This window comes from Streptomyces sp. NPDC030021 (assembly GCF_055574035.1).
On sequence record NZ_JBVIAH010000015.1, the window covers coordinates 1 to 25,742 of the forward strand.

Consider the following 25,742-nt stretch of genomic DNA (forward strand, 5'->3'; position numbering starts at 1 on the left):
TCACCGGCGAAAACACCATCTCCTGGCGCGACCCGACACCAGCACATCAAAGCCGCATCTCGGGATGAAACAACGGGATGAAACGACCTCTTAGAACCTTCTTAAGGCACGGACAAGAGTCGCCTCAGGAAGCGGCATCGCGGAGCCCCTGCACCCCAAGGGTTCCGGCTCCCCACCGTCCATGAAAGTCCAGGCATATCCGCCCTGTGCTGCCTCCGGTGGCTCCCCGATTGGCTCCCCGAGTGCCGCCGCTGACCATCAGGCGTCGGGGCGCTTCCATACCTCGGGGCCGCCGCCCTCCCAAGTGATCGGCCCGTCCTCGCTCAGGTCCACGTCCTCCAGGCCGGCACGACGCAGGAACTCGGCAACGTCCCTGGGGGTGTCGGCACGCCCAAGGTCCGCGTCTACGCCGAGCGCATGCACCGTGACCTTGCGACCACCCTGCGGTGACACCGGATGCACGATGATCTCCGTCTGATCCGACATGCCCCCAGCCTGCTGTGCTCGAGCCAGTCCAGCACGCTGAGCGCTGTCCGGCCGACGACGCTTGCAGGGATCCACACCGAGACGCGGCCGGTGCCGGGCGACCGTGGCCACTGGTGAAGCAGGCGATCCACACGCGGCTCCGGAGGGCGCGTGCTTCTCTCGTGTTTCAGCAGGTCAGGGACCTCGAAGATCCTTCCGTTGCCTGCCCGGTCCACGAATAGGCCACGGTCCACGAGCGAGTCAGCCAGCATGCACTCCATGACCTCGGCCCTGCGCCCACGAACATCGCTGCCGCCCCTCGACCTGAATCGCACTGAAAGATAAACCATTCAGTTTTCGCCAGTGGTCAAGAGCTTGTCTACGCGCTACATAATCTACTGTTTCGCCAGGGCCCTGCTCGCACATTCTTAGCATCTCATCCCAGAAGGCAAAAGTATCACCCCAATTGAAGTGAGCCCCTCCACGGTCTAGTCCCAAATTACAGTCTTCGATCTTTGAGATAATTGCGCGCTGAATAGACAACGCCGATTTGCGACTTCCATTTCGAAGTTCTATCGGAGTCGTGACGGAACCAGCCATGCTATGCATCGCAGCGACCGGGTCACTAAGCGTGAGATCGCCCTCTTCGAAGACGCCCTGACTCGCTGCTACCAATACCGCAGCAGTCGAACCAAGCTTCAGCGTGGTTATTGCAGCAGAATTGAAGTCGCCACAAGTTATCTCGACGCGTAGCAGATCATCCTCCATGTTCGGCCGTTTGATATGAATGATTGGTCGATGCGTCTGTGTATCCCAGTCCCAAACCCGATCTATTCTGGCTGCTCGGGGGGAGTAAAACCACCCCTCCTCGGAAGCCTCCCCCTTCCCTGACCAGACGATCCGAGAGACTAGATGCGGGACCACGGATTTCAGGAAGACCGGCCTTGGCCAAAAAGTTTCGTTAAATAGGTTGAAATACTGCTCACTAGGCAGGCCATAATTCTCGTGATGCCCTGCCTGGAGGCCGTCAGGGCCTGAGCTGCGCGCGAAAGCCGTGAGGTGCTTTCCTGTCGTGATTCTCGCTCTTCCGCATGCTTCTCCTATGACCTGCCGGCCTGCATGCTCGGCAGCAGCGGCCTCTATCGAAGTGAAACACTCCGGTGTGGCGTATTCAATGAGATTGCCATCAATGTATACGCACGCGCCGTTGGCAAGCCAAAGTCTGTCGCCGCTGCGCATTGATATGTTATGTGATGCGACTTGGTCCACGACCGACATGAGGTCGTTATGGCTTGCCGGCCGCCAATGATCGAGCAGATTTGAAGAACCCAGGATTTGCGTCCGTTCATCATAGATAAGATATTCGGACTCCGTCCCGATGATGATCAAGAATCGTCACCTCGGTTCATGAATTCCTGTCTGGCTCGGTAGAGGTAGCTGAAGTCTCCGATGCGCGGGGCATCACGCACTTGAGTGAATGCCGCGCTCAGATGACCTGCGCCAAATCCTCCCATCTGCCAAGAGATGGTATCTGTAAGGCTTGGGGCGACAGAACCAAGTGCCATTCCCACGAGAATCGAAATGCCGATTGTCGCGAAGGCAAGGTGCTTCCTCCTAAAGGCTGAGCGCAAATCATGTAGCGTCATCTCAAGCTCATCCCGCACTCCGGCGGCGGCACTTGGATCCCCTGCGAGTTCCGCGATTAGTGCTGCCTGGATTCGGTCAAGCGCACGCCTGAAATGTAGCAGCTCTTGTCTGTGTGATTCTTTGAACTCTAGAACGTCATGTAGCGCCACTTTTCCACCGGGGACTGGCAACAGATCCCGGAGGACAATTTGAGTAGCCGACTCAGGGCTGGAGAATTCGTCTGGAAGAGGTTGGAACGCGAGCCGCGCGAAGGCGGTTGAATCGGTGTGTACCGAGTAGTGTCGGTCTGCCTTGGTAAAGTCCCGAGACAAGTGCTTCGCCGCTAGGCCGAGAATGCACCAAACTATTTCTTTGTGGGTGATCAGGTGCCCCTCGGCAGAATCTTGCACGAGAGAGCGAGACCTCAGGTCGTCCTCAATTATGTACGGCAACTTGCCCAGGCGGAAGGAATCCAAATGCTCTTCCGCAATGACGGGCACCTGCAGTCTCCGCCGCTTGGCAAGTTTCAAGATTACCTTGACCTCTGACTCGAAATCACTCATCGCCGATGAGCTGAGGCTGTCGATTACCAGCGGTTCGAAGAGTCCCTCGTCGGCCAATGACACAATAGTTGGGTCTGGGTCATTCCAGAAATCACTGGGTACGATGGCGCAGACGTGATCCCAATACAGAAGGGACTGCTTTAGCCACATCATTGGGGGAATCATCTGCGGGTAATATATCGCCGCTCTCATGAGGCATCCCCTATCCTGCAGGCGATTTACACGCCCATAATCTATGCTTGCACACAGGTGACGGGTTTGCGACAGCAGAGCATTCGGGTTCCCTGCGGGCAACACCCCCGTACCGCTATCACTCCGTGCATCGATCGTGAATCGTAGGGGTGGGATGAGGTAGGCGGTGGAGTGCCAAGGGGTGAGTCCACTGATGCAAACAATCTTGAAAACCGTCGTGGCAGCGATGTCACCGTGGGTTCAAATCCCACACCCACCGCTACTGAACGGCCCCTGACCAGGACGAACGGTCAGGGGCCGTTCGTTTAGTGCTGTCTGCTGGCGACCGCTCTTCCCCGCTGTTTCCCCACCGAACGGACACGGGGAGAGCACGGCCACACTCTGATCTGTAGCTCTAGCCGTACCGGTCAGTGACGGTCGTACCGGCTGCTTCGCGGCTCACAGACGGCCCGGTTCTTTCGGCCTCTCAGTTGCTGCTTGGGTCCTTTCGCCAGACGCGCATGCACGACGGCGCGTCCTTCAGGAGTCCGACGACTGCACCGAAGGACCGTCCATCGGCGTGAGAGAACGTGAAGGCGTGGATCCCTTCTCGTGCGTCGGCTTCTGCTACCTGGACCACGAGCTCGTCCGCCGGCACTCCGTACTGAGTCGCAATGCGTGCCCTTGCCGCGCTGAGTGCTTGCTCCTCTGTGATGAGCTCCCCCCAATAGTCGCTGCGAGCGCGGGCACGCAAGCGCCTGAAGACATCCCGGACCGCAGCGTCGATGGCTGCGGCGCTCAGCGCGCCAAGCCCACCAGCGGACAGTTCGAGGAGGAACTCCGCAGACGAAGAGGAACCGCCCCAGTCGTGTTCGCCAGCACGGCTGCTGAGGCTGTTCGGTACGGGTCGCCCCGTCGGGCCAATCCGTGAGAGCGTCCGCAACTCCCTCAACGCCTCTTCGACCGGGATGTCCAGAGACTCGAGGGACAGCACCCAGGAGGTGTCGGGCTGCATGCCTGGATACTCCGTAAGGTTGACGATCACCTTCGCCGTCAGTGCTTCCATGATTTCCCCTTACGGCCACCCATTGTCGGGGACCGGAGCCTAGCAATCTCGCCGCGAAGCGTGCCGGGATTCGAGCGAGCTGCCGAAGTCCAACGACTGGCTGCCGGCAGCCACAGTGCTACCTGCTGCCATCCCGTCTGCCGTCGACCCACACGTATGTGGAGCGGGTGCGGGTCCTGGCGTCCAGGTGGAGCGCGCCACTGTACGAACGACCTGGACGCCAGGACCCGTGTCTGCTCGGCTTGCCTGGGTCGACGGCAGATGGGATGGGAGCCCCCACGCTCACCACAAACGCACCGGCACCCGCGTACGGCGCCCCCGCCATCCCAGAGTCAGAGCGCCCCCGCCGGGGGCATCGTCTTGACGGGCGGCTCACCCGATCAGGCCGGGCTCGTCCAGTCCATCAGTCCTGAGCCATTGGCGCGCGGCCGGCGGTCCGGGCTGGAGCGGGGCGCAGACAGGAGCGCAGGCCCGGGGCAACGGGCGCGCGACGCCGCCTTGGCGGCGGAAGCGCCCTTGATGAGGTAAAGAAACTCCTGCCAGCGTGCTCGGGTAGGGGTCCGGTCTGGCACCAGGCCGTACAACCGAGTTTCTCAGTAGGGCCGTTAGAGTCACTGCCTCCCCTGAAGGGATCAGAAGCTGATGACCGTTGCACCGCCCACGCCGTCCCTGTGCACCAGGTGCGGCACGAAGTTGAGCCGCAGCAACACCGACACCGTGTGCAGCCCCTGCCGCCGTGCTGTCGGCCCGAAGGCCTCCGGCAGCCCGTTGCGCGTCGTACCGGCTGACACCGAGCCGCACTGGCTCGCTGGTAGTGCCGAGAGGAGTGCCCCTCCGGACGGCTCGAACCTGGCCGACGTACTGAAGGCGTATCGAGCACTCCACAAGCTCAAGCAGCAGGATCTCGCCGACTTGCTCGGCTACGACCAGTCGTACGTGTCCTTACTCGAACGGGGGAAGCGCAACATTCGGGACATGGCCGAACTTCGCAGGCTTGCCCACGCTTTGGCGTTGCCCGAAGACGAGCTGGGCCTGCTACCGCCGGCCGACGCTGCGATCACCGTCGGGGGGTCTGCTGGTGAACCGGCCGAGCGGAGTCCGCTCGCAGCCGTGGACGACCAGCGGCGCTGGCGCATGACGCGCCGCGAGCTCAATCGCCACCGGGCCGATCTCACGAAGGCCGCCGCCCGGCTGTACCCGGATGTCTCCCGAGCGGGCAACAGTCCAGTGCTCACCCGTGAGTCATGGATGTGGCCCGAGCCCGTCGACTTCGCGGACATCGAGCTGGCCTGGCTGACGCAGACCAGCCCTCCGGAAGTCAGCGGCCGGGAGAAGCAGGCGGAGGGTGTACGGCCGCTCGCGCCGCATGGCGCCAAGTTCGATCGCTACACCCAAGCAATCCGGATGATCGACCGGCCGTCCCTCTTCGTGAACCGGCCGAGCTTCCGGCTGCTCGATGTAGCTCAGACGGAAGGCCGCCCCAAGCTGTCGTTCGGGTACACGACCTACTTCGACATGGCTGACGTCTGCGAGGGGGTGGCTCACGAGCTGGCGAGGGCGTGGTTGAAGACGGGAAGTGACCCGGCTTGGATCGGTGATCCCAGTTGGACGGAACTCCCGTTCCGGTCGCTGGTCGGGGACCCGTTCGACCTCGCGCACCGGCCGTTGCTGCCATCCATCGACACCCTGACCATTCGGCTCGGCCCCGATGGTGCGTCGTTCCCGCTTCATCACCGTTCTGCCAGCAACGTCGCTCTTGCCGGCGGGACCTACCACGTCATGCCAGCCGGAGTGTTCCAACCGTCCTCGGTCATGCCCTGGGACCAGTCGAATGACTTCAACCTCTGGCGCAACGTACTGCGCGAGTACGCCGAGGAGTTCCTCGGGGACCCCGAGGCGGACGGGAGCAGTGGCGAGCCGATCGACTACGACGGGACTGAGCCGTTCCGAACCCTGAATCAAGCCCGCCGCGAGGGCAAGGTGCGCCCGTACTGCTTCGGGATCGGTCTGGACCCGCTCACATTGGCGGGCGAGATCCTCAGCGTCGTGGTCATCGACGCCGACGTGTACGACTCCGTCTTCTCCGGCATGGTGTCCAGGAACTCGGAAGGCGCCGTCGTAGCAGGTAGTCCTGGCAGCAGCAGCGCCGGAATTGAGTTCACCGAGTCCAACGTCCGGCGCTTGCTGGACAATGAACCTTTGGCGTCCGCCGCTGCCGCGTGCCTCGACCTGGCGTGGCAGCACCGCGGACTCATCCTGGGCTGAGAGGCAGATCAGTGCGCGTACTTGTGACCGGCGCCTACGGATTCGTGGGCAACGCGGTTGTACGACGGCTCGTCGAAGCAGGCCACGACACCGTAGTCCTCACGCATCGGCCGGCCGATGTCCCCCTGCCAGAGCTGCCGATATCTGAGGTCTTCCGCGGTGATATCCGCGATCCGAACGCTCTGACTGCGGCTCTCGATGGCGTCGAGGGCGTGTGCCACCTCGCGGCTCTCACCCGCGTTCGCGAGTCTTTCGAGCGTTCGGAGGAGTATCAGGCGGTCAACGCCGGCGGCACGGTGACGCTGCTCGACGCGCTTGCCTCTGCCCGTGCTGGTTCGAAGGCCCCGACGGTCGTCCTCGGCTCCACCGCAGCGATCTACGGGGCGCCCGAGCGGCAGCCCATCGGCGAGGACACCGTGCCCGCTCCGGGCAACCCCTACGGCACGTCGAAGCTGGCCGCCGACAGGGCGCTTCAGGCGCGAGCAGAGAGGGGCCAAATCGAGGCTGTGAGTCTGCGGTGCTTCAACATCTCGGGCTCGGTCAGCGGAGTGGGGGACGCGGATGAGAGCCGGATCATCCCGAAGGCCGTGGCGGTGGCAGCCGGCCGCCATCCGCACCTCGAAATGAACGGCGACGGCGAGGCGGTCCGGGACTTCGTGCACGTCGACGACCTAGCGCGCGCGTACGTGATGGCCCTGGAGGCTCCCGCCTCTGCCCCCTTCCGGGCCTACAACGTGGGTGCGACCCCGGCGAGCATGCGCGAGATCGTGGCTACGGTCGAACGGGTATCGGGCCGGGAAGTGCCCGTTGTGCACCGCCCGCCGCAGCCCGAGCCGCCGCGGCTGGTTGCGGACATCTCCAGGATTACGACTGACCTGGGATGGAAGCCGGAGTGCTCCAGCTTGGAGCGGCAGGTCACCGATGCCTGGTCGGTTGTCTCAGGCAGCAGTCGCTAAGACCTGGCCAAGCGGTCCTTGACGCTCTTCGGCAGGTCGGCGAACGCCTCCCGCCAGCGCTCAAGGGCCGCTTCGCTGTGCGCCGAAGCGGTCTCGGTCTCGCTCAGCGCATCGCGAAGGGCTGCTTCGAGCTCCGTGCCTGCCTGCAGCAGCGGCAGAGCCCAGTCCGCCACCCCGCGCGAGTGGTCTGCGAGGCGGGGCGGGAACTGCGCGAAGACCCCCTTGCCCTGGTGGCCGACCACGTATCCCTCCGCGCGCAGCAGGGACACCGCGTTCTTCACCACAGTGCTTGAGGCCCCGGAACTGTCGATCAGCTCCTGCGCCGACGGCAGCGCGACGCCGTCAGGGATCTTGCCGCTGCGAATGCGTTCCCGCAGGTCATCAGCCAGCTGAAGGTATGCCGGCTGCCCTCGGAACTCGGTCATCGGGGTCTTCCTTCAGTCGGGGATGTTGTACCTAGTACACCAGTCTCTTCGCATCCATATCCCTGCGGGGAGGGTCGAGCCACTTGCCAACATAGTGCACTAGGTGCACCATGTTGTTCATAGGGCAGCGAGCAGACGGCAGCCCCTATATGACAAGCCGTCATTCGATTCCGGAGCACCGCACGGACAGGCTTGTCGCAGGACAAGGCGCCCCGGCGACGGTGGCGCAGTCACCAACGAACCACTCATGAGGGGCCTTCTTTGGGCTGCTCTGAGCTGCACAAATTCACCGCACATAACTCCACAGCGTGATCCACCGCAGCAAGACGGCCGTGACCGCACCGGCCGATGCGAGTGGAGACCAGCCGACTGAGAACGGGCCCGCGTCACAACCGGTCCCTACGCCCCGAAGGGGTGGCACGCCATCGGCTCTAAAGATCCGCACGGCCAGACATTTGGCTGCCACGACCTCCGGGGACTCGGACCGCCCCCGGATCGAGCGGCGCCGTGCGAAGCCCAGTCCGACCCACACCAACGACCACGGCCGCCGACGCCCGACTCTGCACCCCAGGCGTCGGCGGCCGTGGCTGTTCGTGGATTTGAGCAGCCGCTTCAAAGGCGTGCGGCCCCGGTGCTGGAACACCGGGGCCGCTTCGAGCCGTCCACCTGCTAGGGAGAACACGACTCATGAAGCACATCGTCGCACTTCAAAATCCCGCTACCTCGTGGTCCGACGGCATGGAGCCGTCGGACGCGGAGCTGGACGCGATCGAGTGGGAGATGCCGCTGATCCTGGCGGAGGTTGACCTCCTCGACGCGGAGATCACCGTGCTGGACCGGGCGCCGTCCGAGCTGGACGGCCAGCGGATCCGCCGGGCCCGCCGGCGGATCCTCGCCGCCTGCCGGAACTTGACCAACCAGGCCGCCGCGGTGGGCATGCCGGGCGGTGCCGCATGACCACACCGACGATGCCCCTCTCCTCCATGGCTGCGCCGCTGATGGCGCTGCGCATTTTCGAGGACCGCTACCGGCACCTGCCGGCACCGACCGTGTCTATCTCCACGGTCTACCCCGATGTTCTGGAGCTCGCCTTCCACAACAACCTCGACGGGTTCGAGACGTGGTGTGTGGCTCTCGGGATCCCGTTCCGGAACCTGTCGCACAGTGTTCAGGACGGTGGCCGCACCCGCGTCCTGACGGCCGAGACCAGCTACTCCGGCGGGCGCGTTCAGCTGATCGGCTACGCCAGGATCCCCGTCTCCGACGGGGAGCGTTCACGGGCGGAGGTCGACTCGTGAACCGTGTTCAGATCCGTTCATCCGAGCGTGCCCTGTCGGTCGGGACGTGGCTGATCGTCGGCGGGGCGATGCTCTACTCCGTCCTCACCGTCACCCCGCTCATGGCCGCTCACACCCCGGCCGAGTGGCGGTGGACGGCCCCGATCCTGCCGCTCGTCGTGGACGCGGCGGTGGTGATCGTGGTCCGTCTCGACTCCGTCCTGGCCCGTCTCGGCGGGCACGGCGGGCCCTGGCCGGTGGCGCTGCGGTGGATAACCGGCACCATGACCCTCGCCCTGAACATCGGCGTATCCGCCCTGGCCGGAGACCTCGTCGGGGTCGCCGTGCATGCCGTCGCACCGCTCCTCCTGATCGTCACGGCGGAAGCGGGACTCGCCTACCGACGGGCCCTGACCGCGGCCGTCTTGGCCGTGGAAGCCCGCAAGCGCGCCGAGCAGGATGCCCGGGAGCGGGCGGCGGCGGAGCGGGAGGAGAACCTGCTCCGCGCCGCTCGTGAACAGCGCGAGCACGAAGCTGCGATCGCCCGTGAACAGCGTGAACACGAGGAGCGCCTGGCCCGCGAGGAAGCCGATCGGCAGGACCGGATCCGGCGCGAGGACCAGGAGCGGGCCGAGGCCGAGAAGCGGGCGGAGCGAGAGGCCCGTGAACGCCGTGAACAGATGCGTGAACAGGCCGAGGCCGAGCGTGAACGCCTTGACCGCCAGGCCGCCCAGCAGCGCGAGCTGGAAGCGCAGCAACGGGCCGAGCGTGAACGCCGTGAACGGGTCCGTGAGCAGGAGCGGATGGAGCGGGAACGCGCCGCGCTCCTGGCTGCGGGCCCGCCGCCGGTGAAGCTGCCGGAGGAGCAGGCCCGCGCCACCGTGGCCGCCGCGTTCGCGGCCGGGGTGCCGGTCCGGGTCGCCGCAGAGCTGTCGGGCTGGTCGGTCGGCTGGGCCTCCGCCCGCTACCAGGAACACCGCGACAACGGCACCGCCGCCACCGCTCCGGCCATCGGCCGATGAGCACCCTGCCGGTCTACCGCTGGCGCCTCGCTCCCGAGGGGCTGGCCACTCGTCGTCAGCTCCGTGCCGCCGGGCTCCGGCCCGGCGGTCAAGATGTTGTCGCCCAGCTGGAGAGGCCCCGCCGACGGCGGGGCCCGCTGGTCGCCTACCTGTACCGGGTCGACCTCGCGAAGCCGGTCCGGCCGATGACCCCCAACCGGTGGGCGGCCCTCGCGAAGGCGGACGCCGCCCGCCGCCGGTGCCCGGTCTGCCGCGATCACCTCCCGTACGTGATCCCGACCTCGCTCGGCATGTGCGTGGCCTGCCACGACTTCCCTGAACAGCGCGCCGCCCGAACCCTCTCTGCTGCCTGAAGGAGTTCTGCTGTGTCTCGCCGTACCCGCACACACACCGCGAAGGGCGCCGCGCCCACCGTTCACATCCCCCGCCAGCGCGGCCGCCGCCAGGGCCCGCAGATCATCGTGGTCGTCTCCGACGAGCCGACGCTGACCCGGCGGGCCGCCGCCGCGTCCGGCCGCTGGCTGTGGAAGCACCGCCGCACCTGGGCCCCCACCGGACTCGCCGTCCTGCTGCTGGCCGTCACGGGAATCGTCCACCTGATCACCCCGTGGGCCGCGCTCGTCGCGGCCCCGGCCGCCGCCATCCCGCTGGCGGTCCAGGTCTGGAAGGCCAAGGGCCGCCCGGCTGGCACGCCCGCCGAACGTGCCCGCCGCACCTCCATGGCGGTCCTCGCACTGGCCTCGCTGACCTGGTTCGCCCTGGCGCTCTGGTTCGGCCCCGCCGAACCGCTCCTGATGGGCCTTTGGTCGCTGATCACCCTCCACGCCCAGGTCACCTGGCTGTTCGCCCGCCTGCGCTCCACCCTCACCGTTAAGGGGACCCGCTGATGTCGAACAACACCTGGATGCCCAACAACGGCACTCCCGGCCCCCGCCGTCCTCAGAACGGCACCGGCGGCCAGCAGCAGGGCGGATGGCAGCAGGGTCCGTGGCAGCAGCCGGGCCCGGCCGGCGCCACCGGCGGGACGAGCCGGTCCCGGACGACGAACCGCAGCAAGTCGCGGGAGTACCACTTCCACATCAGCGACCCGGGTGTGCAGAACGGTGGCGGGGGGTCGCGGAACGGCCGGGGCCAGCAGCAAGGCGGCCAGGGCCAGCGGGGCGGGCGGGTGCACTCGCCGCTGGGTGACCCGGAGTTCTTCTCGAACGTGGACATCCGCAACTACTGCGAGGGCGGCCGTGGGCTGTTCCTGCAGATGTCGTTCGAGCTGGCCAACGCCGCCGAGATGCTCAACGCCGTCCTGAAGGAGATCCCCGACCCCGAGGGCCGCCCCTTCGGCTCCCGGGCCCGGGCCCGCAGGGTGTCGCGGCGGATGAAGAAGGCCGCCGAAGACGCCCTCGGCACCGCGAAGAACCTCGCCGCCACCTACGCCGCGTTCCAGCGGGAGTTCGACCCCCAGCTCGCACCGAACCGCCGCCCTCGCCAGGGCCGCCGTTTCGACTTCAACGGCTAACCGACGACACCTGATCGCAGGGAGGTCAGAACATGCCCCGAACCACCTCACCCGACGACACCCGGCAGCAGCAGTACGACGCCCACGGCGAGGGCGGCGGGATCGGCGACTACCTGCTCCACCGCGCCAAGCCCCACCTGCCGCCGTGGCTCGCCGGTACCGGGGCGGGCCTGGCCTCCCTGCCCGCCCACTACTTCTGGTCCGGTGAGCCCGGCGTCACCGCCGGCCTCACCCTCGCCTCCGTCGCCCTCACCGGCCTGACCTGGTGGGCGGGCAAGTCGACCACCCAGCAGCGCCGCCTGCACTCCGCCGTCACCGTCGCCGCCGCATCCACCTGGTTCACCGCCGCAGCGATCGCCGGACCCGGGGCTGGACCACTGGGGGAGCTGTACTTCATCGGCGCCCCCGCCCTCGCCCTGTCCTGGAACATCCGCCAGATCCTCCGCAAGAACGTCGAAGGCCCCACGGCCGGCGCGGACGGCGGGTTCCTGGAGAAGGTCGGCCTGGCCAAGACCCAAGTCCTGCGCTCCGAGGTCGGCCCGAACAAGGCCGCCTTCGACCTCCAGCTCCCCCGCGGCGAGCTCACCCCCGACGATGTCAGCAAGAACCTGACCCGCATCGCGGGCGCCCTGGACGTGCCCAAGACGGCGATCCGGATCCAGGAGAACCCCGACTCCGCGTCCCGGGTCATGCTCACCGTGGTCCCGCTCGACCTGCTCAAGAACACCGTCCCCTGCCCGGGTCCCAGCGCCCCCGGGGAGTCGATCAGCTTCCCCGTCGTCGTGGGGATCTACGAGGACGGCACCCCGGCGGTCATGTGGTTCCCCGGCGACCCGGACGAAGCCCGCAACGCCATGATGCTCCTGCTCATGGGCATGACCGGCTCCGGAAAGTCCGAGGGCGGCCTGACCGCCCTCGCCGAGATCCTCACCCGCCGCGACGTGATCGTGTGGGCGTCGGACCCGGCGAAGAAGGAGCAGACGCTCGGCCCGCTCCTGCCCGCGATCGACTGGGCCGCCCTCGACATGCCCTCCACCAAAGCCATGATCAAAGCCCTCACCGCGGTCATCCCGGCCCGCACGGCGTGGCTGGCGAAGTACGGATACAAGCAGTGGGTCCCCGCCTGCGCCGAACCCCAGGCCGACGGCGCCCCCGGCATGCCCTACCTCGTGGCCTGGTTCGAGGAAGCCGCGAAGACGATCCGGGAGATCGACGACGACGTGTTCACCGGCCTCGCCCAGGAAGCCCGCTCCGCCGGCGTCTCCCTCGTCCTGTCCATGCAACGAGCCTCAGGCAACCAGGTCTCCACCGACACCCGCGCCTCCCTCGGCTCCTCCTGGTGCCACGGCGTCCGCACCGAGCAGGACGCCCGCTTCGCCCTCGACGACGACGTCCTCGACGCCGGGGCGGCCCCGCACGTGTGGAAGGACAAGAAGCCCGGCTACTCCTACCTCGTCGCCAACGGCGTCCCCGACAACGCGTGGGCCACCCCCATGCGGGACTACCTGTGCAGCGTCGACTACCTCAACTGGGTCGTCGTCACCTTCGACGGCACCCGCGCCGCCATCGACCCCGTCACCGCCGGAGCAGCCGCACGCTCCGCCGACCGCGCCTTCACCGGCCGCACCCGCTACCCCCTACCCGGCACCACCGACCAGCCGGAGACCACCATGCCCAACGGCCACGGCCCGGACGAGGACCACGAGGACGGCTACTACCCCGCCGAGGACGACTACGACCGGCGCCCGGTCGGCAACGGCGACGAGGACGATGACTACGCGGAGGGGGAGTTCATCGACGCGGAGCAGGAACTCCCCGAAGTCGAGCAGGTCGTCCAGTTCGCCCCCCGCCCTCCCGCTCAGGAGCTGCGTCCGAAGATCAGCACTGCCGAGGCCCGTGCCGCAATGGAGGAAGTCCTCGAAGAGTTCGAGGACGAGGGCCGGGACGTGGTCGGCCCGGCGGACTTCATGGAGTACTGCGACCGCTACGGACGCGGCCGTTCCTGGGTCTCCGGACAGGTCGCCCAGTTCGTCCTCGCGGGCCGTCTCGCCGAGACCAGCGAGGTCGGCCGCTACCGGATCGTCCCGTACCAGCAAGCGGCCTGACGCGTCAGACGGTGTCTGACACCCCTGACGCCGTAGAGCCCCGAACACAGGTCATACGTGCGCGCGAGGGGTGTCAGACGGGTGTCTGACGCGTCTGACACCCCCACCAGACACTCTGCCTGACACCCCAGACACCCCACCCAGACAGGACCCAAGCCACCCCGGCTCGGGCCCTGTCGGTCTTCCCGTGGAGTCCGCCATGGCCTACGAACCCACTCACCCGACCATTCCGGCGCCGCTCCGGTACGGGGACGCGATCGTCTTCCCGCCGGCCGTTCCCGAGCCGCGGATGCTGCCCGCCGAGCTACCGCCCGGCGTCCAGTACGTCACTCTCCCCGACGGCACTCGCACCCTCGCCTACACCCACCAGGCCATGCCCACGGTGGCACCGCCGGCCGCGCAGCCGGTCCCAGCGTGGGCCAAGACGACCGCGCTTCTCGCCCCTACCGTGGGCGGCGGGATCGCTGCAGCCGGGTTCGGGATCTCCTACGCCGCCCCGGGACTGATCGCCATGGCCGACGCACTTTGGGCCGCCGTCGCCCTTATCGCCGCCGGCACCCTCGCCCCATTCCTCCTCCGCGCCGGACGCGGGACCGGACGGAGCACAGCGCCGGTCCAGCACGTCACCCAGCACATCACCGCGTCCGGGCTGTTCAGCCGCGCCAACGGCACCGTCACCAACCGCTGAGGAAAATCGTGCGGCTGCTCATCCCGGGCCTGCCCCGGCGCCGCCAGACGAGACCGGCGCCCTGGGGCGGCCGCTGCGGCCAGGTTCTACTCGGCGGGGCGGTGGCTGCGCCAATGGGCGGCAAGCCACACTTCATGTTCAGGCCGCAGCCTCGCCACCGGGATCCTGCCGTGCAGTTCCGCGTAGTGGGGGTAGCCGAGGACCTCGTCATCGACCTCGATGTATCCGGTCTCGGGGTTGACCGTGATCTGTCCGCGGTCGAAGAGGCTGTGGATGTCGTTGCGCAGGAGCAGGCCGCCCCAGGGGTGGTGCTCACCATCGTCGGCGAAGCTGTAGAGGTGGGCTGCCTGCAGAGCCGCCGCGGGTGCCGGTCCGGTGAACGCGCACACCTGGCCGTGGTCCTGCAGCAGCTGCTTGCGGAACGCAGGCTGCCCCAGCCTGGTCCGGACGTTCGCCATCCGGTGCCCGCCCGCAATCGGCTTGCGCACCGTGTCCTCGCCGGGCTGCTCCTCATCCAGGTCGATGTCCTCGAAGTCGACACCTTCGAGGGCCAGGAGAGCATCGCGGAGCTTCTCCCACCGTGCCGGGCGCATGCTCAGCTGCGAGCGGGGTGAATCGCACAGGGCCCGCAGCTCCGGGCCGGTCAGCAGGCCACGGCCGTCCATCCAGGTTTCCCCGTGCCGGGACCGGTAGGTGATGACCGTTTTGGTCTTGCTGCCCGGTTCCTCGAACTGCGCGCCGCACTTGTTGCACAGGCAGGTCGGCTTCAGCCGCTTGCGCCGCTTGAAGTCAGCCTTCTTGCAGACCGGACAGAAGTAGAGCGTCTTCACCTCGCTGCCGGTCTCGATTTCGGAGATCACGCCGAGGCCGAGGAGCTGCTTCTTGTCCCACAGGGCAATCACGTCGCCCACCTTCAGGTTCGCGTGGTTGGGGACGGTGTCGTCCCAGCTGTAGTGCTGCGACGGGTCGTCGTCGTACCCGTCGTTCCCTCCGTGCTGCCGCTCATCACCAACAGCCAACACCAGCCACGCAGTCGTCAAAGCCCGCCCCCTTCGATCCCCCAAAGACCGGGGCAGCCGCCCTCTCGCCAAAGACCGCGGCTGCCCCTTCACCCAGCCCAAACCAGAGAACTGGAGTCACCAGCATGACCTACCGCACTGACAACCCGCGAGGCTCCGGGCACCGGCCACTGTTACTGGATGCGTTCTGCTGCCAGGGCGGCGCCGGCATGGGCTACCACCGGACCGGATTCGACGTCACCGGCGTCGACATCGCAGCCCAGCCCCGCTACCCGCTCGGCTTCCACCAGAGCGAAGCACTCGACTTCATCGGGAAGTTCGGGGAGGGCTTCGACTTCATCCACGCCTCCCCGCCCTGCCAGCGCTACAGCCGGGCCCAGAAGATCCAGGGCCGCACCCACCCCGACCTCATCGCCCCTCTCCGGGAAGCCCTCCAGGCCACAGGCCGCCCGTGGGTGATCGAGAACGTTGAGGAAGCCGCCCCCGAGCTGCGAAACCCCGTGGTGATGTGCGCGGCAGTCTTCGGGATGCGGACCTACCGCCACCGCCTCTTCGAGACCGGCGGCGGCTTCACCTTCACCCCGCCCGCCCACCAGGCGCACACCGCCCCGCTCACCAAGATGGGCCGCCCGCGCCGGGCCGGAGAGTTCGCCCACTACGTCGGCAACTTCCCCGGCGTCGCCGACGCCCGCACCGACATGGGCGTCCCCTGGATGAACCGCGACGGGATCCGCGAATGCGTCCCCCCGGCCTACACCCAGCACATCGGCCGCGCCGCCCTCGCCTTCCTCAACACGCAGGCGGTGGCCGCATGAGCGCCCACGTCCTGCCACTGCGGCGACCGAACGGCCTGCGCGTGCTGGACCTGTGCTGCGGCGCCGGCGGCCTGTCCATGGGCTACCACCTCGCCGGATTCGACGTCGTGGGCGTGGACAACCGGCCCCAGCCGAACTACCCGTTCACCTTCCACCAGGCCGACGCCCTCACCTTTCCCCTCGACGGCTTCGACCTCATCCACGCCTCCTGGCCCTGCCAGCACTTCGCCCGCGTCACCGCCTGGCGCGGCGACCGCACCCAGCACCCCGACCTCCTCGCCCCCGGCCGCGAACGCCTGGCCGCCTCCGGCATCCCCTGGGTCATCGAAAACGTCCCCGAAGCACCCCTCCGGCCGGACTACCTGCTGTGCGGGTCGCAGTTCGGCCTCAACGTCCGCCGCCACCGAACCTTCGAAACCTCCTGGGGCGGTGGCGGGGACCTCCTGCCGCCGTGCTGGCACCACAAGGGGTTGCTGGCCTTCGAGCACAAGGGCGAGCGCGCCTACGCGGACGCCATGGGCTGCACCTGGATGAACAAGACCGAAGCCCGCCAGGCCGTACCCCCCGCCTACACCCACTGGATCGCCACCCAGTACCTCACCCACACCCGGCAGAAGGAAGCCGCATGACCACCGCGACCGGGCACCTGCGTACCGCGCTCTGGCTCGCCGAATTCGGGCTGCCCGTACTGCCGCTGCGGGAGGGCAAGCTTCCCTTCGGGAACTGCACCGCCTGCACCAGCAGCAAAGCCGCCGGACCCTGCCGGTGCGGCGACCGCCCGAACATGAAGTTCGCCGGGCCGTGCCAGTGCCCGGCCCCCTGCCACGCCTGGGCTGCCGCAACTACCGACCCGGCTGTCCTGACCTCTCCTGCGTGGGCTCGGGCCTGGCAGCAGGCTGGAGCGGTCGCCTACCACCCCGGCGGCGGGGGCTTTACCGTCGTGGACCTCGACAACGCCGACGCCGTCACCTGGGCACGACAGATGCTCCCGGCAACCAAGGCTGTGCCGACGACTCGCGGGGAGCACTGGATCTACCGGGGCACCATGCAGTCCGCCAACGGGGTCCGACCCGGCATCGACATCAAGTCCCTCATGGTCTACGCCCGCTGGTACGGCCCCGGCACCGGCACGATCGAACCCCTGCCGGATGCCGTCCGCGCGCTGGTCGTGAAGGAAGAGACCACCCAGCCCCGGCGCGGGGAAGTGGACTCTTCGTCTCCCGCCCGCGCCACCTGGGAGCGGTCGGTCGCAACCGGATGCCGCCACAGTGACAGCTTCGTCCGGACCGGCCTGACCCGTGGGCTCGCCAAGGTGGCCGCCTGCCGCGAGGAGGGGGCGGGAAGCATGGCGTACGGCGTGGCCCGCTTCCTTGCCAAGCAGCACACCGCATGCCCCGGACCGTGCCGCCTGGAGGCCATCGAGCGCCAGATCATCGACGCGGCCGTCGCCGTCGGCGTGCCCGAAGCGTACGCCGCCCGCGCGGTCGCCAACGGCTTCAGCGCGGTTGCGGTGACGGCATCGTGACCACCGGCCCCCGCTCCGCCGAACCGACCCCCGCCCTCGACGCGAGTGGCGCGCCGAAGGTCGTCGCCGAAGGCGTCCCTTCATCTGTTCGCCCTGACCCGCACGCCGACGACGGACGCCGGCCCATGGCCTGGCTCCACATCGTCGCTCCGCCCTCGTACGCCGCCAGCCCGAGCGTCCGCTCCTGGTGCTCCTGCGGCCGCGACCTGTTCGCCGCCGGCCTCGCCCGCGCCCTCGCGCTCATCGCGGACCACGAACAGCACCGCACAGCTTGCTCCCGCCTCACCCAGCGAAGGGAAGCCGCATGAGTCCGCACGACCCTGAGCTGTGGGCCGGGTTCGATGAGATGACCCCGGAGGACATCACCGGTCCCGGGTGGGACGAGCCCGTACCCCTCAACCCGCGCGGGCAGCTCCCCGTGTTCCCTGTGGACGCCCTGCCCGACTGGCTCGCCGCCATGACGGCCGGTGTCGCTGAGGAGACGCAGACACCCGTCGACCTCGCCGGTTGTCTCGCTCTCGCCGTCATCGGCACCGCCGCCGGTGGACGCCTCACCGTGAACGTGCGCGGGCAGTGGAGCGAACCGGTCAACCTCTACACCGCCGTCGCCCTTCCGCCGGGCAACCGCAAGAGCGCCGTGTTCGGGCTCATGACCAAGCCCCTGCTCGCCGCCGAGAAAGCCCTCATCGAACTCACCGCACCCCAGCGGACCGAGGCCGCGGCCTCCGCGCGCATCGCGAAGGCCGCCGCGGAAAGGGCCGAGAAGCTGGCCGCCAACGCCGAAGCCGACAAGCAGGCCGGCCTGACCGCACAGGCCGTCTCCCTCTCCGAAGCCGCCGAGCGGGCCGTCGTCCCGGTCGAGCCGCAACTCGTCGCCGACGACATCACCGCCGAAAGCCTGACCACCCTCCTCGCCCAGCAGGACGGGCGGATCTCGATCCTGTCACCCGAGGGCGAGATCTTCGAGATCATCGCCGGACGCTACTCCGGCGTCCCGAACATGGGGATCTTCCTCAAGGGCCACGCCGGCGACATGGCCCGCGTCAACCGCCAGGCCAGAGACCCCCAGTACATCGAGAACCCTGCCATCACCATGGGCCTGGCCATCCAGCCGGAGGTCCTGGACTCCATCGGGCAGATCAAAGGAGCCGACGGCCGCGGCCTGCTCGCCCGGTTCCTCTACTCCAAGCCCCAGTCCCTCGTCGGCTACCGCAACCTCACCCCGGACCTCCTCAGCCCCGACACCGCCGAAACCTACGCCCGCAAGCTCGGGAGCCTGGCCCTGACCCTCGCGGCCTGGACCGAGACCGCCGAGCTCACCCTCACCCCCGAGGCCGACGCTGTCCTCCTCGCCTACCAGCGCGTCACCGAATCCCGCCTCCGCAAGGACGGGACCCTCGCACCGATCGTGAACTGGGCCAGCAAACGCGACGGCGCCGTCGCCCGCATCGCCGGGCTCCTCCACCTCGCCGCCCGCCCCGAGGACGCCTGGACCCGACCGATCGCCACCGAGACCATGGCCGCCGCCACCCGCCTCGGGGACTACTTCACCGCCCACGCCCTCGACGTCTTCAACGCCATGAAGGCCGACCCCGCCCAGGAAGCCGCCCACACCGTCCTGACCCACCTGCACGAGACCCGCACCGCCACCTTCACCAAACGCGACCTCTTCCGCGCGATGCCCCGCAGCGAGTTCCCCGCCATGAGCGACCTCGACCCCGCCCTCGACCTACTGGAAGAACACGGCTGGGTCCGCCAGCAGCCCCCGCCGCCCCGCACCACACGCGGCGGCCGGCCGCCTTCCCCCCGCTTCGAGACCCACCCCCGCATCACCCCCGCCGCCTGAAAACCCCCAACCCACTGACAGAACTGACAGAACCTCCCGACTAGCCCTGTGACCTGTGGAAACGAGCACTTTCGGAGCTCTGACAAAACTTCCGAAAACTCTGACAGAACTCCAAAAACCTCGCCGCGGTCGAGCCGTCCGGCCTGACAGAACCTAGGTTTTCGAGGTTCTGTCAGAGTTTGTTGAGGTTTTGTCACGCGGGCCAAACCGGTCAAACCCGCAGGTCAGAGGCCACATGGCGAGGTTCTGTCAGTTCTGTCAGCGATTCCGGCCCTCCGGCAGGGCTGGCGTCGCATGACTGACCACTCACGGACCGGAAGGAACGTCATCACGTGGCACTGATGGTCGTACCCGAGAGGCGGCTGCACAGCGTGGAAGAAGCCGCAGAACTGCTCAACGTCGGCCGCTCCACAGCGTTCGAGGAGATTCGCCTCGGTCGCCTGCGGACTGTCCGCGTCGGCAGGCGACGGCTCGTACCGACCGAGTACGTCGACGAGTACGTCGAACTCCTCAAGCGCGAGGCGCAGGCCGCCGCGTAGCAGCAACGAACCCATCACGGAGCCGCACCGATGCCGGTGCGGCCCCGTCCTCATGCTTGAAAGGTGCCAGATGGACAACGAGAGCGCGCCGGGCCGGAAGGCACCCAACGGCGAGGACTCGATCTACTGGGACAAGTCCAAGGGGCGCTTCATCGGGGCCGTTTCGCTGGGCTACACCCCGACAGGGAAGCGCCACCGTCCCAAGGTGTCCGGCAAGACGAAGACCGAGGTGCGGCGGAAGCTGCGGGAGCTCCGCAAGGAGCTGGAGCAGGGAGCCAAGGCGCCTGCCCATTACACCGTGAAGCAGGCCGTGGAGACCTGGCTGGCGCAGGGGCTCAAGGGCAGGGCGCCCAAGAGCCTGGAGACCTACCGGTACCTGGCCGAGACGCACATCTACCCGTCCCTCGGCGCGGCCAAGGTGCGCGTGCTGGAGGCGGACACGCTGGACGACTGGCTTGACGAGAAGGCCGAGGTACTGGCCACCAGTTCGCTGCGGCTGCTGCTTTCGGTCCTGCGGCGGTCCATTGCGCATGCGCAGAGGCGTGGCCGGGCAACGCGCAACGTGGCCGAGTTGGTCGCGGTGCCGGAGGGGAGGCCCGGTCGGCCCAGCAAGTCCCTGACCCTGCAGCAGGCAACCGCGTTGCTCAGCGCCAAGGAAGGCAAGTGGATCCACGTGTACGTGGTCTTGTCGCTCCTGGTGGGGACGCGGCCGGAGGAGACCCGTCCCCTGACCTGGGCCCACGTCCACACCGCGCCGGACGACGGCAGCAAGCCGCACATCGACGTATGGCGGTCCGTGCGAAGGACCGGGGACACGAAGACGCGGAAGGGCCGGCGGTCCCTGGCCATGCCGAAGCAGGCGGTGGAGGTGCTGGAGGGGCATCGGGAGCGGCAGCAGGCCAAGTTCAAGGCCGCCGGCAAGGCCTGGACGGAGCAGGGCCTCGTCTTTCCGTCGAGGGTGGGCCGTGTGATGGACGCCAGCAGGGTGCGCATCAGCCTGCGCTCGCTGCTGAAGGAAGCCGGGTTCAGCAATCCGGGAGAGTGGACGACTCGGGAGCTGAGGACGAGCTTCGTGTCCCTGCTCTCCGACCACGGGGTGCCCATCGAAGCGATCTCCCGGCTGGTCGGGCACAACGGGAGCAACACGACGGAACGCGTGTACCGCAAGCAGATCCGGCCCGTCATCACCGAAGGCGCCGAGGCGATGGACGAGATCTTCGGCCGTGTTCACGACGGCGACGCCGAAGCACCGTAGGACCGCCCAAATGTGGCTCGTGGCCCCCGGATTGGCTCCCTCGGGGTGGGCGCGGGCGCGGCGGGGAGGCTCTGAACTGCGGCTATCCGCTGTGGCCGCCGGGGCGGCTCTTAGAACGTTCTTAGGGCGCACCGGGAGTGTGCGCACATGACCACCACCACACCCCACACAACCGCGGCACTCTCCGTCGTGATCGGTGCGGGCGGCACCGGCGGGCACATCTATCCCGGTCTCGCCCTCGCGGAGGCGCTGCGTGCCGCCGTGCCCGGAGCCGTGGTCTCGTTCATCGGGACCGAGCGGGGCCTGGAGACCGAGCTGATCCCCGGCGCCGGCTACCGCCTGCACACCGTCGACATGATCCCCTTCGATCCCGCGCTGGGCGCGAAGCGGTACCTGCTCCCCGCGGCGCTGCTGCGCTCGGCGCACCAGGCGCGTGCGGTGATCCGGGCGCAAGGTGCCCACGTCGTCGTGGGCATGGGCGGATATCCGAGCGCGCCCGCCGTGCTCGGTGCCCGGCTGGCGGGGCTGCCGACGGTGATCCACGAGTCGAACGCGGTGCCCGGCCGGGCCAACCAGTTCGCGGCCCGGCTCACCCCGCACGTCGCGGTGGCCTTCGACCGCAGCCGGGGCCACCTCTCGGGCGGTGACCGGGCGCTGACCACCGGGATGCCGATCTCGGCGGCCCTGTCCGGCCTCGCGGAGCTGCCCGGACCGGACCGGGTGGCACTGCGCGCCGAGGCCCGGCGCGCGCTCGGGGTGCCCGCGGGGCGCCGGCTGATCGTCTTCAACGGCGGCAGCCTGGGCGCGGTCCGCCTCACGCGGGCGGCAGCCGCGCTCGCCGACCTCTGGCAGTACCGGGACGACGTACAGCTGCTGGTCAAGACCGGTCCGGACGCGCTGGCGGACACGGTGGCCGAGCTGCTGTCGTCCGGTGGGCAGCGGATCGCCCGGGCCGTGCCGTACCTGGACCGGATGGACCTCGTCTACGCGGCCGCCGACCTGGTGGTGTGCCGTGCGGGCTCCGCGACCGTCGCCGAGCTCGCGGCGACCGGGGTCCCGTCGGTCCTGGTGCCCTACCCGTACGCGCCCGGCGACCACCAGACCCACAACGCGCGGGTGCTCTCGGACGCGGGCGCGGGACTGCTCCTGCCCGACGCCGAGACCACCGCCGAACGTCTCGCCCGCCTCATCGGGCCGCTGCTGGCCGACCCGGCGCGGCTGTCGGCGATGGCCGGCGCCGCCGACCCCGGCCCGCACGCGCGGGCCGCCGAACTGCTGGCCGCCGAAGTCCTCCGCGTCGCCGGCCTCGTCCCCACCCCTCACCTGGAGCGCATATGAACAGCTGGACCGACCGCACCGTCCTCGTCACCGGCGCGGAGGGCTTCATCGGCTCGACGCTGGTGGACCTGCTGGTGTCGCGGGGGGCGCGGGTGCGCGCCTTCGTCCACTACAAGCCGTACGCCGAGAAGGGCCACCTGGCGCGCTACCTCGCCGACCCGGACGGTCCCGTGGAGATGTGGGCGGGCGATGTCCGTGACGCGGGCCGGGTCAGCGACGCGGTGGCCGGCTGCGACACCGTCTTCCACCTGGCGGCGCTGATCGGGATCCCGTACAGCTACGCCTCGCCGGGCGCGTACGTGCAGACGAACGTCACGGGCACGCAGAACGTGGCGGAGGCCTGCCGGCGGCACGGCGTACGGCGTCTCGTGCACACCTCGACCAGTGAGGTCTACGGGACGGCGCTGACCGCCCCGATCTCCGAGAGCCACCCGCTGCAGCCGCAGTCCCCGTACTCCGCGTCGAAGATCGGCGCGGACATGATGGCGCTCTCCTTCCACCACGCCTTCGAGCTCCCGGTGACGGTGGTGCGCCCGTTCAACACGTTCGGGCCGCGCCAGTCGGCGCGCGCGGTCATCCCGACGATCCTGGCGCAACTGCACGCGGGGTCCCGGGAGATCCGCCTCGGCTCGCTCACGCCGACCCGGGACTTCACGTACGTGACGGACACGGCGGAGGGCTTCCTGGCGGTGGCGGAGTGCGACCGGGCGCTGGGTGAGGTGGTCAACCTCGGCACCGGTGAGGAGATCTCGGTCGGCGCCCTGGCCGAGGCCCTGATCGCGGCTTCCGGCCGGGACGCGGAGGTGGTGGTGGACCCGACCCGGCTGCGCCCGTCGGGCAGCGAGGTCCAGCGCCTGCTGTCGGACAACTCCCGGGCCCGTGACTGGGCCGGCTGGCGGCCCCGGGTCGGCCTGGAGGAGGGCCTGCGCCGCACCTCGGACTGGATCGCGGCGAACCCCTCCCTCTTCGCCCCGGACCGGTACGCGGTCTAGGGGGCCACCGCGAGCCCGGCCTGATCGGCAAGACACCCCCTAGCGGTGTGAGGCGGCCGGTCGTACCGATCACCGGCAGGTGGTCGGTACGACCGCGTTCGGGCTCGGGCCTGCACGGACATGACACCGGGCGGATATCCCGGTGAACTGGTGACCGGTCGCCGGATATCTTGGTGCGTCCCGCACCGACCACGGAGGTCCTCCCGCATGAGCAGCACCACGCCGTCCTTTCCCGACCGGATGGAGCTGACGGGCGAGGGCCTGGTCCTGCGCGACTGGACGGCGGCGGACCTGGCGTCGATGCCCGAGCTCTTCGACCACCCCGACATCGCGTACTGGACGCCGATCGTCTCCCCCTTCGACGACGAGGCCGCCCGCAACCGTCTGAACCGGGCGCGGGAGCTGCGCAAGGAGGGTACGGCCCTCCTGCTGGCCATCACCGTCGACGGCGGAGCCCCGCTCGGCGAGGTGATGCTCAAGCGCGCGCCCGAGGGCACGGAGCTCGGATACGCGCTCGGTCCGGCGCACCGGGGCCAGGGCCTGGCCGCGCGCGCGGTGCGGGTGATGGCCGCGTACGCCTTCGAGCAGCTGGGGGTGGACCAGGTGATCCTGGAGCTGGAGGCCGAGAACGCCTCCAGCGTCGGCGTGGCCACCCGGGCCGGATTCCGCCTCCTCGACGTGCCGTTGATCACGGGTGAGGAGAAGGGCCGGGCCTACGCGCTCCAGACCTGGGGCCTCGACCGCTCCTGACCCCGGAGAGCCAGGCCGGAAGCTCCCACCGGGGCGGCCGCGGATCGCGGATCGGGGTCCGGGAGGGCGAAGGCCTCGGACAGCAGCTCGTACGAGCGTCGGCGGTCCGCCGGGTCGCAGGTCAGGGTGTTGACGATCAGCTCGTCCACGCCGTGGCTCCCGGCGAGGGCCTTCAGTACCGCGGACACCTGTTCCGGCGCCCCGGAGACGAGGGCCGTGCGGTGCACCTTGGCCCGTTCCAGTTCCGCGCCCGTCCAGCGGTGGCGGCGCGTGGTCTCGTACGACGGCAGCGGGCCGTCCTGGCCGAGGTCCTTGCGGGCGCGCCACAGCAACAGGCTCTGGGCAAGTTCCTCGGCGCGGCCGGCGCTGTCCGCCGTCACCACGCGTACCGCGAGCGCGCCGCCCGGCCGGTCGCCCGTGGAGGTGCGGACCCGGTCGCGGTAGTCCTCGAAGGCCTCCTGGCCGCCCGCCGGGGAGAAGAAGTGCCCGAACGCGAACTCCGTACCCAGCTGCCCGGCCAGCCGCGCCGACTCGCGTCCCGCGCCCAGGAGCCACATCTGCGGCGGGACCGGTGCGTGCGGGACGACTCCGCCCTCGCCCAGCAGTGCGTGCAGCTGCGCCAGCCGCTGCGGGAAGTCGCGGGCGGGGCCGCCGGCCCGGCCGATGCCGAGGTCGACCCGTCCCGGGTGGAGGGAGGCCAGTACGCCGAACACCTCGGCCACCTTCGCCGGGTCGTAGCGGGGCAGCAGCACCCCGCCGGTCCCGATCCGCATCCGCGAGGTGTGGGCGAGCAGGGCGCCCGCGAGGATCTCCGGCGCGCTGCTCGCGAAGCCGGGCGAGTCGTGGTGTTCGGCGACCCAGTAGCGGGTGTAGCCGAGGCCCTCGGCGGCGCGGGCGAGATCCACGGAAGCGCGCAGCGCCTGGTCCGGGGTGTGGTCCTCGCCGACCGGGGTCTGGTCGAGTACGGACAGTCGCAGCTTCGTCATGACGGGCCGCCTTTCAGTGCTGGTGGACGGGGAGACCGGTGGCGCCCGCCATGGTCGCGGGCACGATCCTGAAGTCCCGTTCGAAGACCAGGTTGTGGAGGTCCGCGGCGGCGATCGCGCGCAGGGTGGGCAGTTCGGCGGCGGCCTGTGCGTCGTCGAAGACGTTCAGCGGCCAGTCGGAGACCGTCGCGCCCCGCAGGTGCGGGTGGTGGAAGGAGGCTCCGTAGTGCGCGTACAGCGTCACGGGCGGGATGTCGGCGGCCGACTGCTCGTCCCACCACAGGGTCCAGGCGTGGAAGAGGCTGCGGTCGTCGGCTCGTTGGACGCCGCTGGCGTCGATCACGCCCTGTCCGAGGAGCAGTTCGTCGTTGAGCTCGCCGAGCGCCTGGCGGGCGTACGGGTCCAGCAGGCGCGCGGCGGTACGGAAGTGCTCCTCCTTGTCGGGGCGGGAGACGGAGCCGCCGTGAATGCCGTCGCGCAGATCGGCGAAGTGGCGCAGCAGGGCGTCGAGGTTGGGGACGTCGGAGGTGGTCAT

28 protein-coding genes are annotated in these 25,742 nt (G+C 68.8%); 20 read left to right on the plus strand and 8 right to left on the minus strand.

Annotated features, from left to right (window positions below; translation table 11 throughout):
- Nucleotides 1-258: 258 nt before the first annotated feature.
- The 4 genes from ACZ4YL_RS26865 to ACZ4YL_RS26880 form a co-directional block, all read right to left on the minus strand.
- Nucleotides 259-486, minus strand: a complete 228-nt coding sequence (locus ACZ4YL_RS26865) for a hypothetical protein (RefSeq protein ID WP_468119997.1) — start codon at nucleotides 484-486, stop codon at nucleotides 259-261.
- 240 nt (nucleotides 487-726) lie between these two features.
- Nucleotides 727-1,854 carry a proteasome accessory factor PafA2 family protein gene (locus ACZ4YL_RS26870; protein WP_468119999.1) on the minus strand — a complete coding sequence of 376 codons (1,128 nt, stop codon included), beginning with the start codon at nucleotides 1,852-1,854 and terminating at the stop codon, nucleotides 727-729.
- Nucleotides 1,851-2,846, minus strand: coding sequence for a DUF6236 family protein (locus ACZ4YL_RS26875; RefSeq protein WP_468120001.1), 996 nt, complete (start codon nucleotides 2,844-2,846; stop codon nucleotides 1,851-1,853). Before ACZ4YL_RS26875 ends, ACZ4YL_RS26870 begins: the two co-directional genes overlap by 4 nt.
- Nucleotides 2,847-3,312: 466 nt before the next feature.
- Nucleotides 3,313-3,891 carry a hypothetical protein gene (locus ACZ4YL_RS26880; protein WP_468120003.1) on the minus strand — a complete coding sequence of 193 codons (579 nt, stop codon included), beginning with the start codon at nucleotides 3,889-3,891 and terminating at the stop codon, nucleotides 3,313-3,315.
- Nucleotides 3,892-4,584: 693 nt separating this feature from the next.
- Here ACZ4YL_RS26880 and ACZ4YL_RS26885 point away from each other — a divergent pair.
- Nucleotides 4,585-6,156 (plus strand): helix-turn-helix domain-containing protein, encoded by a 1,572-nt coding sequence (locus ACZ4YL_RS26885; RefSeq protein ID WP_468120005.1) that lies wholly within the window; start codon nucleotides 4,585-4,587, stop codon nucleotides 6,154-6,156.
- A 23-nt stretch (nucleotides 6,157-6,179) separates the two neighbouring features.
- Nucleotides 6,180-7,112 (plus strand): NAD-dependent epimerase/dehydratase family protein, encoded by a 933-nt coding sequence (locus ACZ4YL_RS26890; RefSeq protein WP_468120007.1) that lies wholly within the window; start codon nucleotides 6,180-6,182, stop codon nucleotides 7,110-7,112.
- Here ACZ4YL_RS26890 and ACZ4YL_RS26895 read toward each other — a convergent pair.
- Nucleotides 7,109-7,537, minus strand: coding sequence for a GntR family transcriptional regulator (locus ACZ4YL_RS26895; RefSeq protein ID WP_468120009.1), 429 nt, complete (start codon nucleotides 7,535-7,537; stop codon nucleotides 7,109-7,111). The genes ACZ4YL_RS26890 and ACZ4YL_RS26895 overlap by 4 nt on opposite strands.
- A gap of 687 nt (nucleotides 7,538-8,224) precedes the next feature.
- Here ACZ4YL_RS26895 and ACZ4YL_RS26900 point away from each other — a divergent pair.
- The 8 genes from ACZ4YL_RS26900 (at nucleotide 8,225) to ACZ4YL_RS26935 (ending at nucleotide 14,142) form a co-directional block, all read left to right on the plus strand.
- Nucleotides 8,225-8,494, plus strand: a complete 270-nt coding sequence (locus tag ACZ4YL_RS26900) for a DUF6284 family protein (RefSeq protein ID WP_468120011.1) — start codon at nucleotides 8,225-8,227, stop codon at nucleotides 8,492-8,494.
- The gene (locus ACZ4YL_RS26905; protein ID WP_468120013.1) at nucleotides 8,491-8,835 is read left to right on the plus strand and encodes a hypothetical protein; all 345 of its coding nucleotides are present in this window, start codon (nucleotides 8,491-8,493) and stop codon (nucleotides 8,833-8,835) included. The genes ACZ4YL_RS26900 and ACZ4YL_RS26905 overlap by 4 nt, the downstream gene beginning before the upstream one ends.
- The gene (locus tag ACZ4YL_RS26910; protein WP_468120015.1) at nucleotides 8,832-9,836 is read left to right on the plus strand and encodes a DUF2637 domain-containing protein; all 1,005 of its coding nucleotides are present in this window, start codon (nucleotides 8,832-8,834) and stop codon (nucleotides 9,834-9,836) included. Before ACZ4YL_RS26905 ends, ACZ4YL_RS26910 begins: the two co-directional genes overlap by 4 nt.
- Complete coding sequence (locus tag ACZ4YL_RS26915) at nucleotides 9,833-10,189, plus strand: RRQRL motif-containing zinc-binding protein (RefSeq protein ID WP_468120017.1); 357 nt, start codon at nucleotides 9,833-9,835, stop codon at nucleotides 10,187-10,189. The genes ACZ4YL_RS26910 and ACZ4YL_RS26915 overlap by 4 nt, the downstream gene beginning before the upstream one ends.
- A 12-nt stretch (nucleotides 10,190-10,201) precedes the next feature.
- Nucleotides 10,202-10,723 (plus strand): hypothetical protein, encoded by a 522-nt coding sequence (locus ACZ4YL_RS26920; protein ID WP_468120019.1) that lies wholly within the window; start codon nucleotides 10,202-10,204, stop codon nucleotides 10,721-10,723.
- The gene (gene traA, locus ACZ4YL_RS26925) at nucleotides 10,723-11,349 is read left to right on the plus strand and encodes a plasmid transfer protein TraA (protein WP_468120021.1); all 627 of its coding nucleotides are present in this window, start codon (nucleotides 10,723-10,725) and stop codon (nucleotides 11,347-11,349) included. The genes ACZ4YL_RS26920 and traA overlap by 1 nt, the downstream gene beginning before the upstream one ends.
- A 32-nt stretch (nucleotides 11,350-11,381) precedes the next feature.
- Complete coding sequence (gene traB / locus ACZ4YL_RS26930; protein ID WP_468120023.1) at nucleotides 11,382-13,454, plus strand: plasmid transfer protein TraB; 2,073 nt, start codon at nucleotides 11,382-11,384, stop codon at nucleotides 13,452-13,454.
- Between the two features lie 199 nt (nucleotides 13,455-13,653).
- Entirely contained in the window at nucleotides 13,654-14,142 is a 489-nt protein-coding gene (locus tag ACZ4YL_RS26935) for a hypothetical protein (RefSeq protein WP_468120025.1), read from the plus strand.
- A gap of 86 nt (nucleotides 14,143-14,228) precedes the next feature.
- Here ACZ4YL_RS26935 and ACZ4YL_RS26940 read toward each other — a convergent pair whose 3' ends face one another.
- Nucleotides 14,229-15,182 carry an HNH endonuclease gene (locus ACZ4YL_RS26940; protein WP_468120027.1) on the minus strand — a complete coding sequence of 318 codons (954 nt, stop codon included), beginning with the start codon at nucleotides 15,180-15,182 and terminating at the stop codon, nucleotides 14,229-14,231.
- 104 nt (nucleotides 15,183-15,286) lie between these two features.
- Between ACZ4YL_RS26940 and ACZ4YL_RS26945 the strand changes: the two genes are divergently transcribed.
- The 10 genes from ACZ4YL_RS26945 to ACZ4YL_RS26990 all read left to right on the plus strand — a co-directional run bounded on the left by ACZ4YL_RS26945 (nucleotide 15,287) and on the right by ACZ4YL_RS26990 (nucleotide 24,221).
- Nucleotides 15,287-15,976, plus strand: a complete 690-nt coding sequence (locus tag ACZ4YL_RS26945; RefSeq protein WP_468120029.1) for an SAM-dependent methyltransferase — start codon at nucleotides 15,287-15,289, stop codon at nucleotides 15,974-15,976.
- The gene (locus ACZ4YL_RS26950) at nucleotides 15,973-16,605 is read left to right on the plus strand and encodes a DNA cytosine methyltransferase (RefSeq protein ID WP_468120031.1); all 633 of its coding nucleotides are present in this window, start codon (nucleotides 15,973-15,975) and stop codon (nucleotides 16,603-16,605) included. Before ACZ4YL_RS26945 ends, ACZ4YL_RS26950 begins: the two co-directional genes overlap by 4 nt.
- Nucleotides 16,602-17,501, plus strand: a complete 900-nt coding sequence (locus tag ACZ4YL_RS26955; RefSeq protein ID WP_468120033.1) for a bifunctional DNA primase/polymerase — start codon at nucleotides 16,602-16,604, stop codon at nucleotides 17,499-17,501. The genes ACZ4YL_RS26950 and ACZ4YL_RS26955 overlap by 4 nt, the downstream gene beginning before the upstream one ends.
- Nucleotides 17,498-17,809, plus strand: a complete 312-nt coding sequence (locus ACZ4YL_RS26960) for a hypothetical protein (RefSeq protein WP_468120035.1) — start codon at nucleotides 17,498-17,500, stop codon at nucleotides 17,807-17,809. Before ACZ4YL_RS26955 ends, ACZ4YL_RS26960 begins: the two co-directional genes overlap by 4 nt.
- Entirely contained in the window at nucleotides 17,806-19,347 is a 1,542-nt protein-coding gene (locus ACZ4YL_RS26965) for a YfjI family protein (RefSeq protein WP_468120037.1), read from the plus strand. Before ACZ4YL_RS26960 ends, ACZ4YL_RS26965 begins: the two co-directional genes overlap by 4 nt.
- 341 nt (nucleotides 19,348-19,688) lie before the next feature.
- Complete coding sequence (locus tag ACZ4YL_RS26970; protein ID WP_319734227.1) at nucleotides 19,689-19,886, plus strand: excisionase family DNA-binding protein; 198 nt, start codon at nucleotides 19,689-19,691, stop codon at nucleotides 19,884-19,886.
- Nucleotides 19,887-19,956: 70 nt separating this feature from the next.
- On the plus strand, nucleotides 19,957-21,141 hold the full coding sequence (locus tag ACZ4YL_RS26975) for a site-specific integrase (protein WP_468120039.1): 1,185 nt from the start codon (nucleotides 19,957-19,959) through the stop codon (nucleotides 21,139-21,141).
- A gap of 147 nt (nucleotides 21,142-21,288) precedes the next feature.
- Nucleotides 21,289-22,479, plus strand: coding sequence for a UDP-N-acetylglucosamine--N-acetylmuramyl-(pentapeptide) pyrophosphoryl-undecaprenol N-acetylglucosamine transferase (locus ACZ4YL_RS26980; protein WP_468120041.1), 1,191 nt, complete (start codon nucleotides 21,289-21,291; stop codon nucleotides 22,477-22,479).
- The gene (locus ACZ4YL_RS26985) at nucleotides 22,476-23,471 is read left to right on the plus strand and encodes an SDR family NAD(P)-dependent oxidoreductase (protein ID WP_468120043.1); all 996 of its coding nucleotides are present in this window, start codon (nucleotides 22,476-22,478) and stop codon (nucleotides 23,469-23,471) included. The genes ACZ4YL_RS26980 and ACZ4YL_RS26985 overlap by 4 nt, the downstream gene beginning before the upstream one ends.
- 207 nt (nucleotides 23,472-23,678) lie before the next feature.
- Nucleotides 23,679-24,221 (plus strand): GNAT family N-acetyltransferase, encoded by a 543-nt coding sequence (locus tag ACZ4YL_RS26990; RefSeq protein WP_468120045.1) that lies wholly within the window; start codon nucleotides 23,679-23,681, stop codon nucleotides 24,219-24,221.
- Here ACZ4YL_RS26990 and ACZ4YL_RS26995 read toward each other — a convergent pair.
- Together ACZ4YL_RS26995 and ACZ4YL_RS27000 are read right to left on the minus strand one after the other, a co-directional pair.
- On the minus strand, nucleotides 24,185-25,207 hold the full coding sequence (locus tag ACZ4YL_RS26995) for an LLM class flavin-dependent oxidoreductase (RefSeq protein WP_468120047.1): 1,023 nt from the start codon (nucleotides 25,205-25,207) through the stop codon (nucleotides 24,185-24,187). The genes ACZ4YL_RS26990 and ACZ4YL_RS26995 overlap by 37 nt on opposite strands.
- 13 nt (nucleotides 25,208-25,220) lie before the next feature.
- Complete coding sequence (locus ACZ4YL_RS27000) at nucleotides 25,221-25,742, minus strand: hypothetical protein (protein WP_468120049.1); 522 nt, start codon at nucleotides 25,740-25,742, stop codon at nucleotides 25,221-25,223.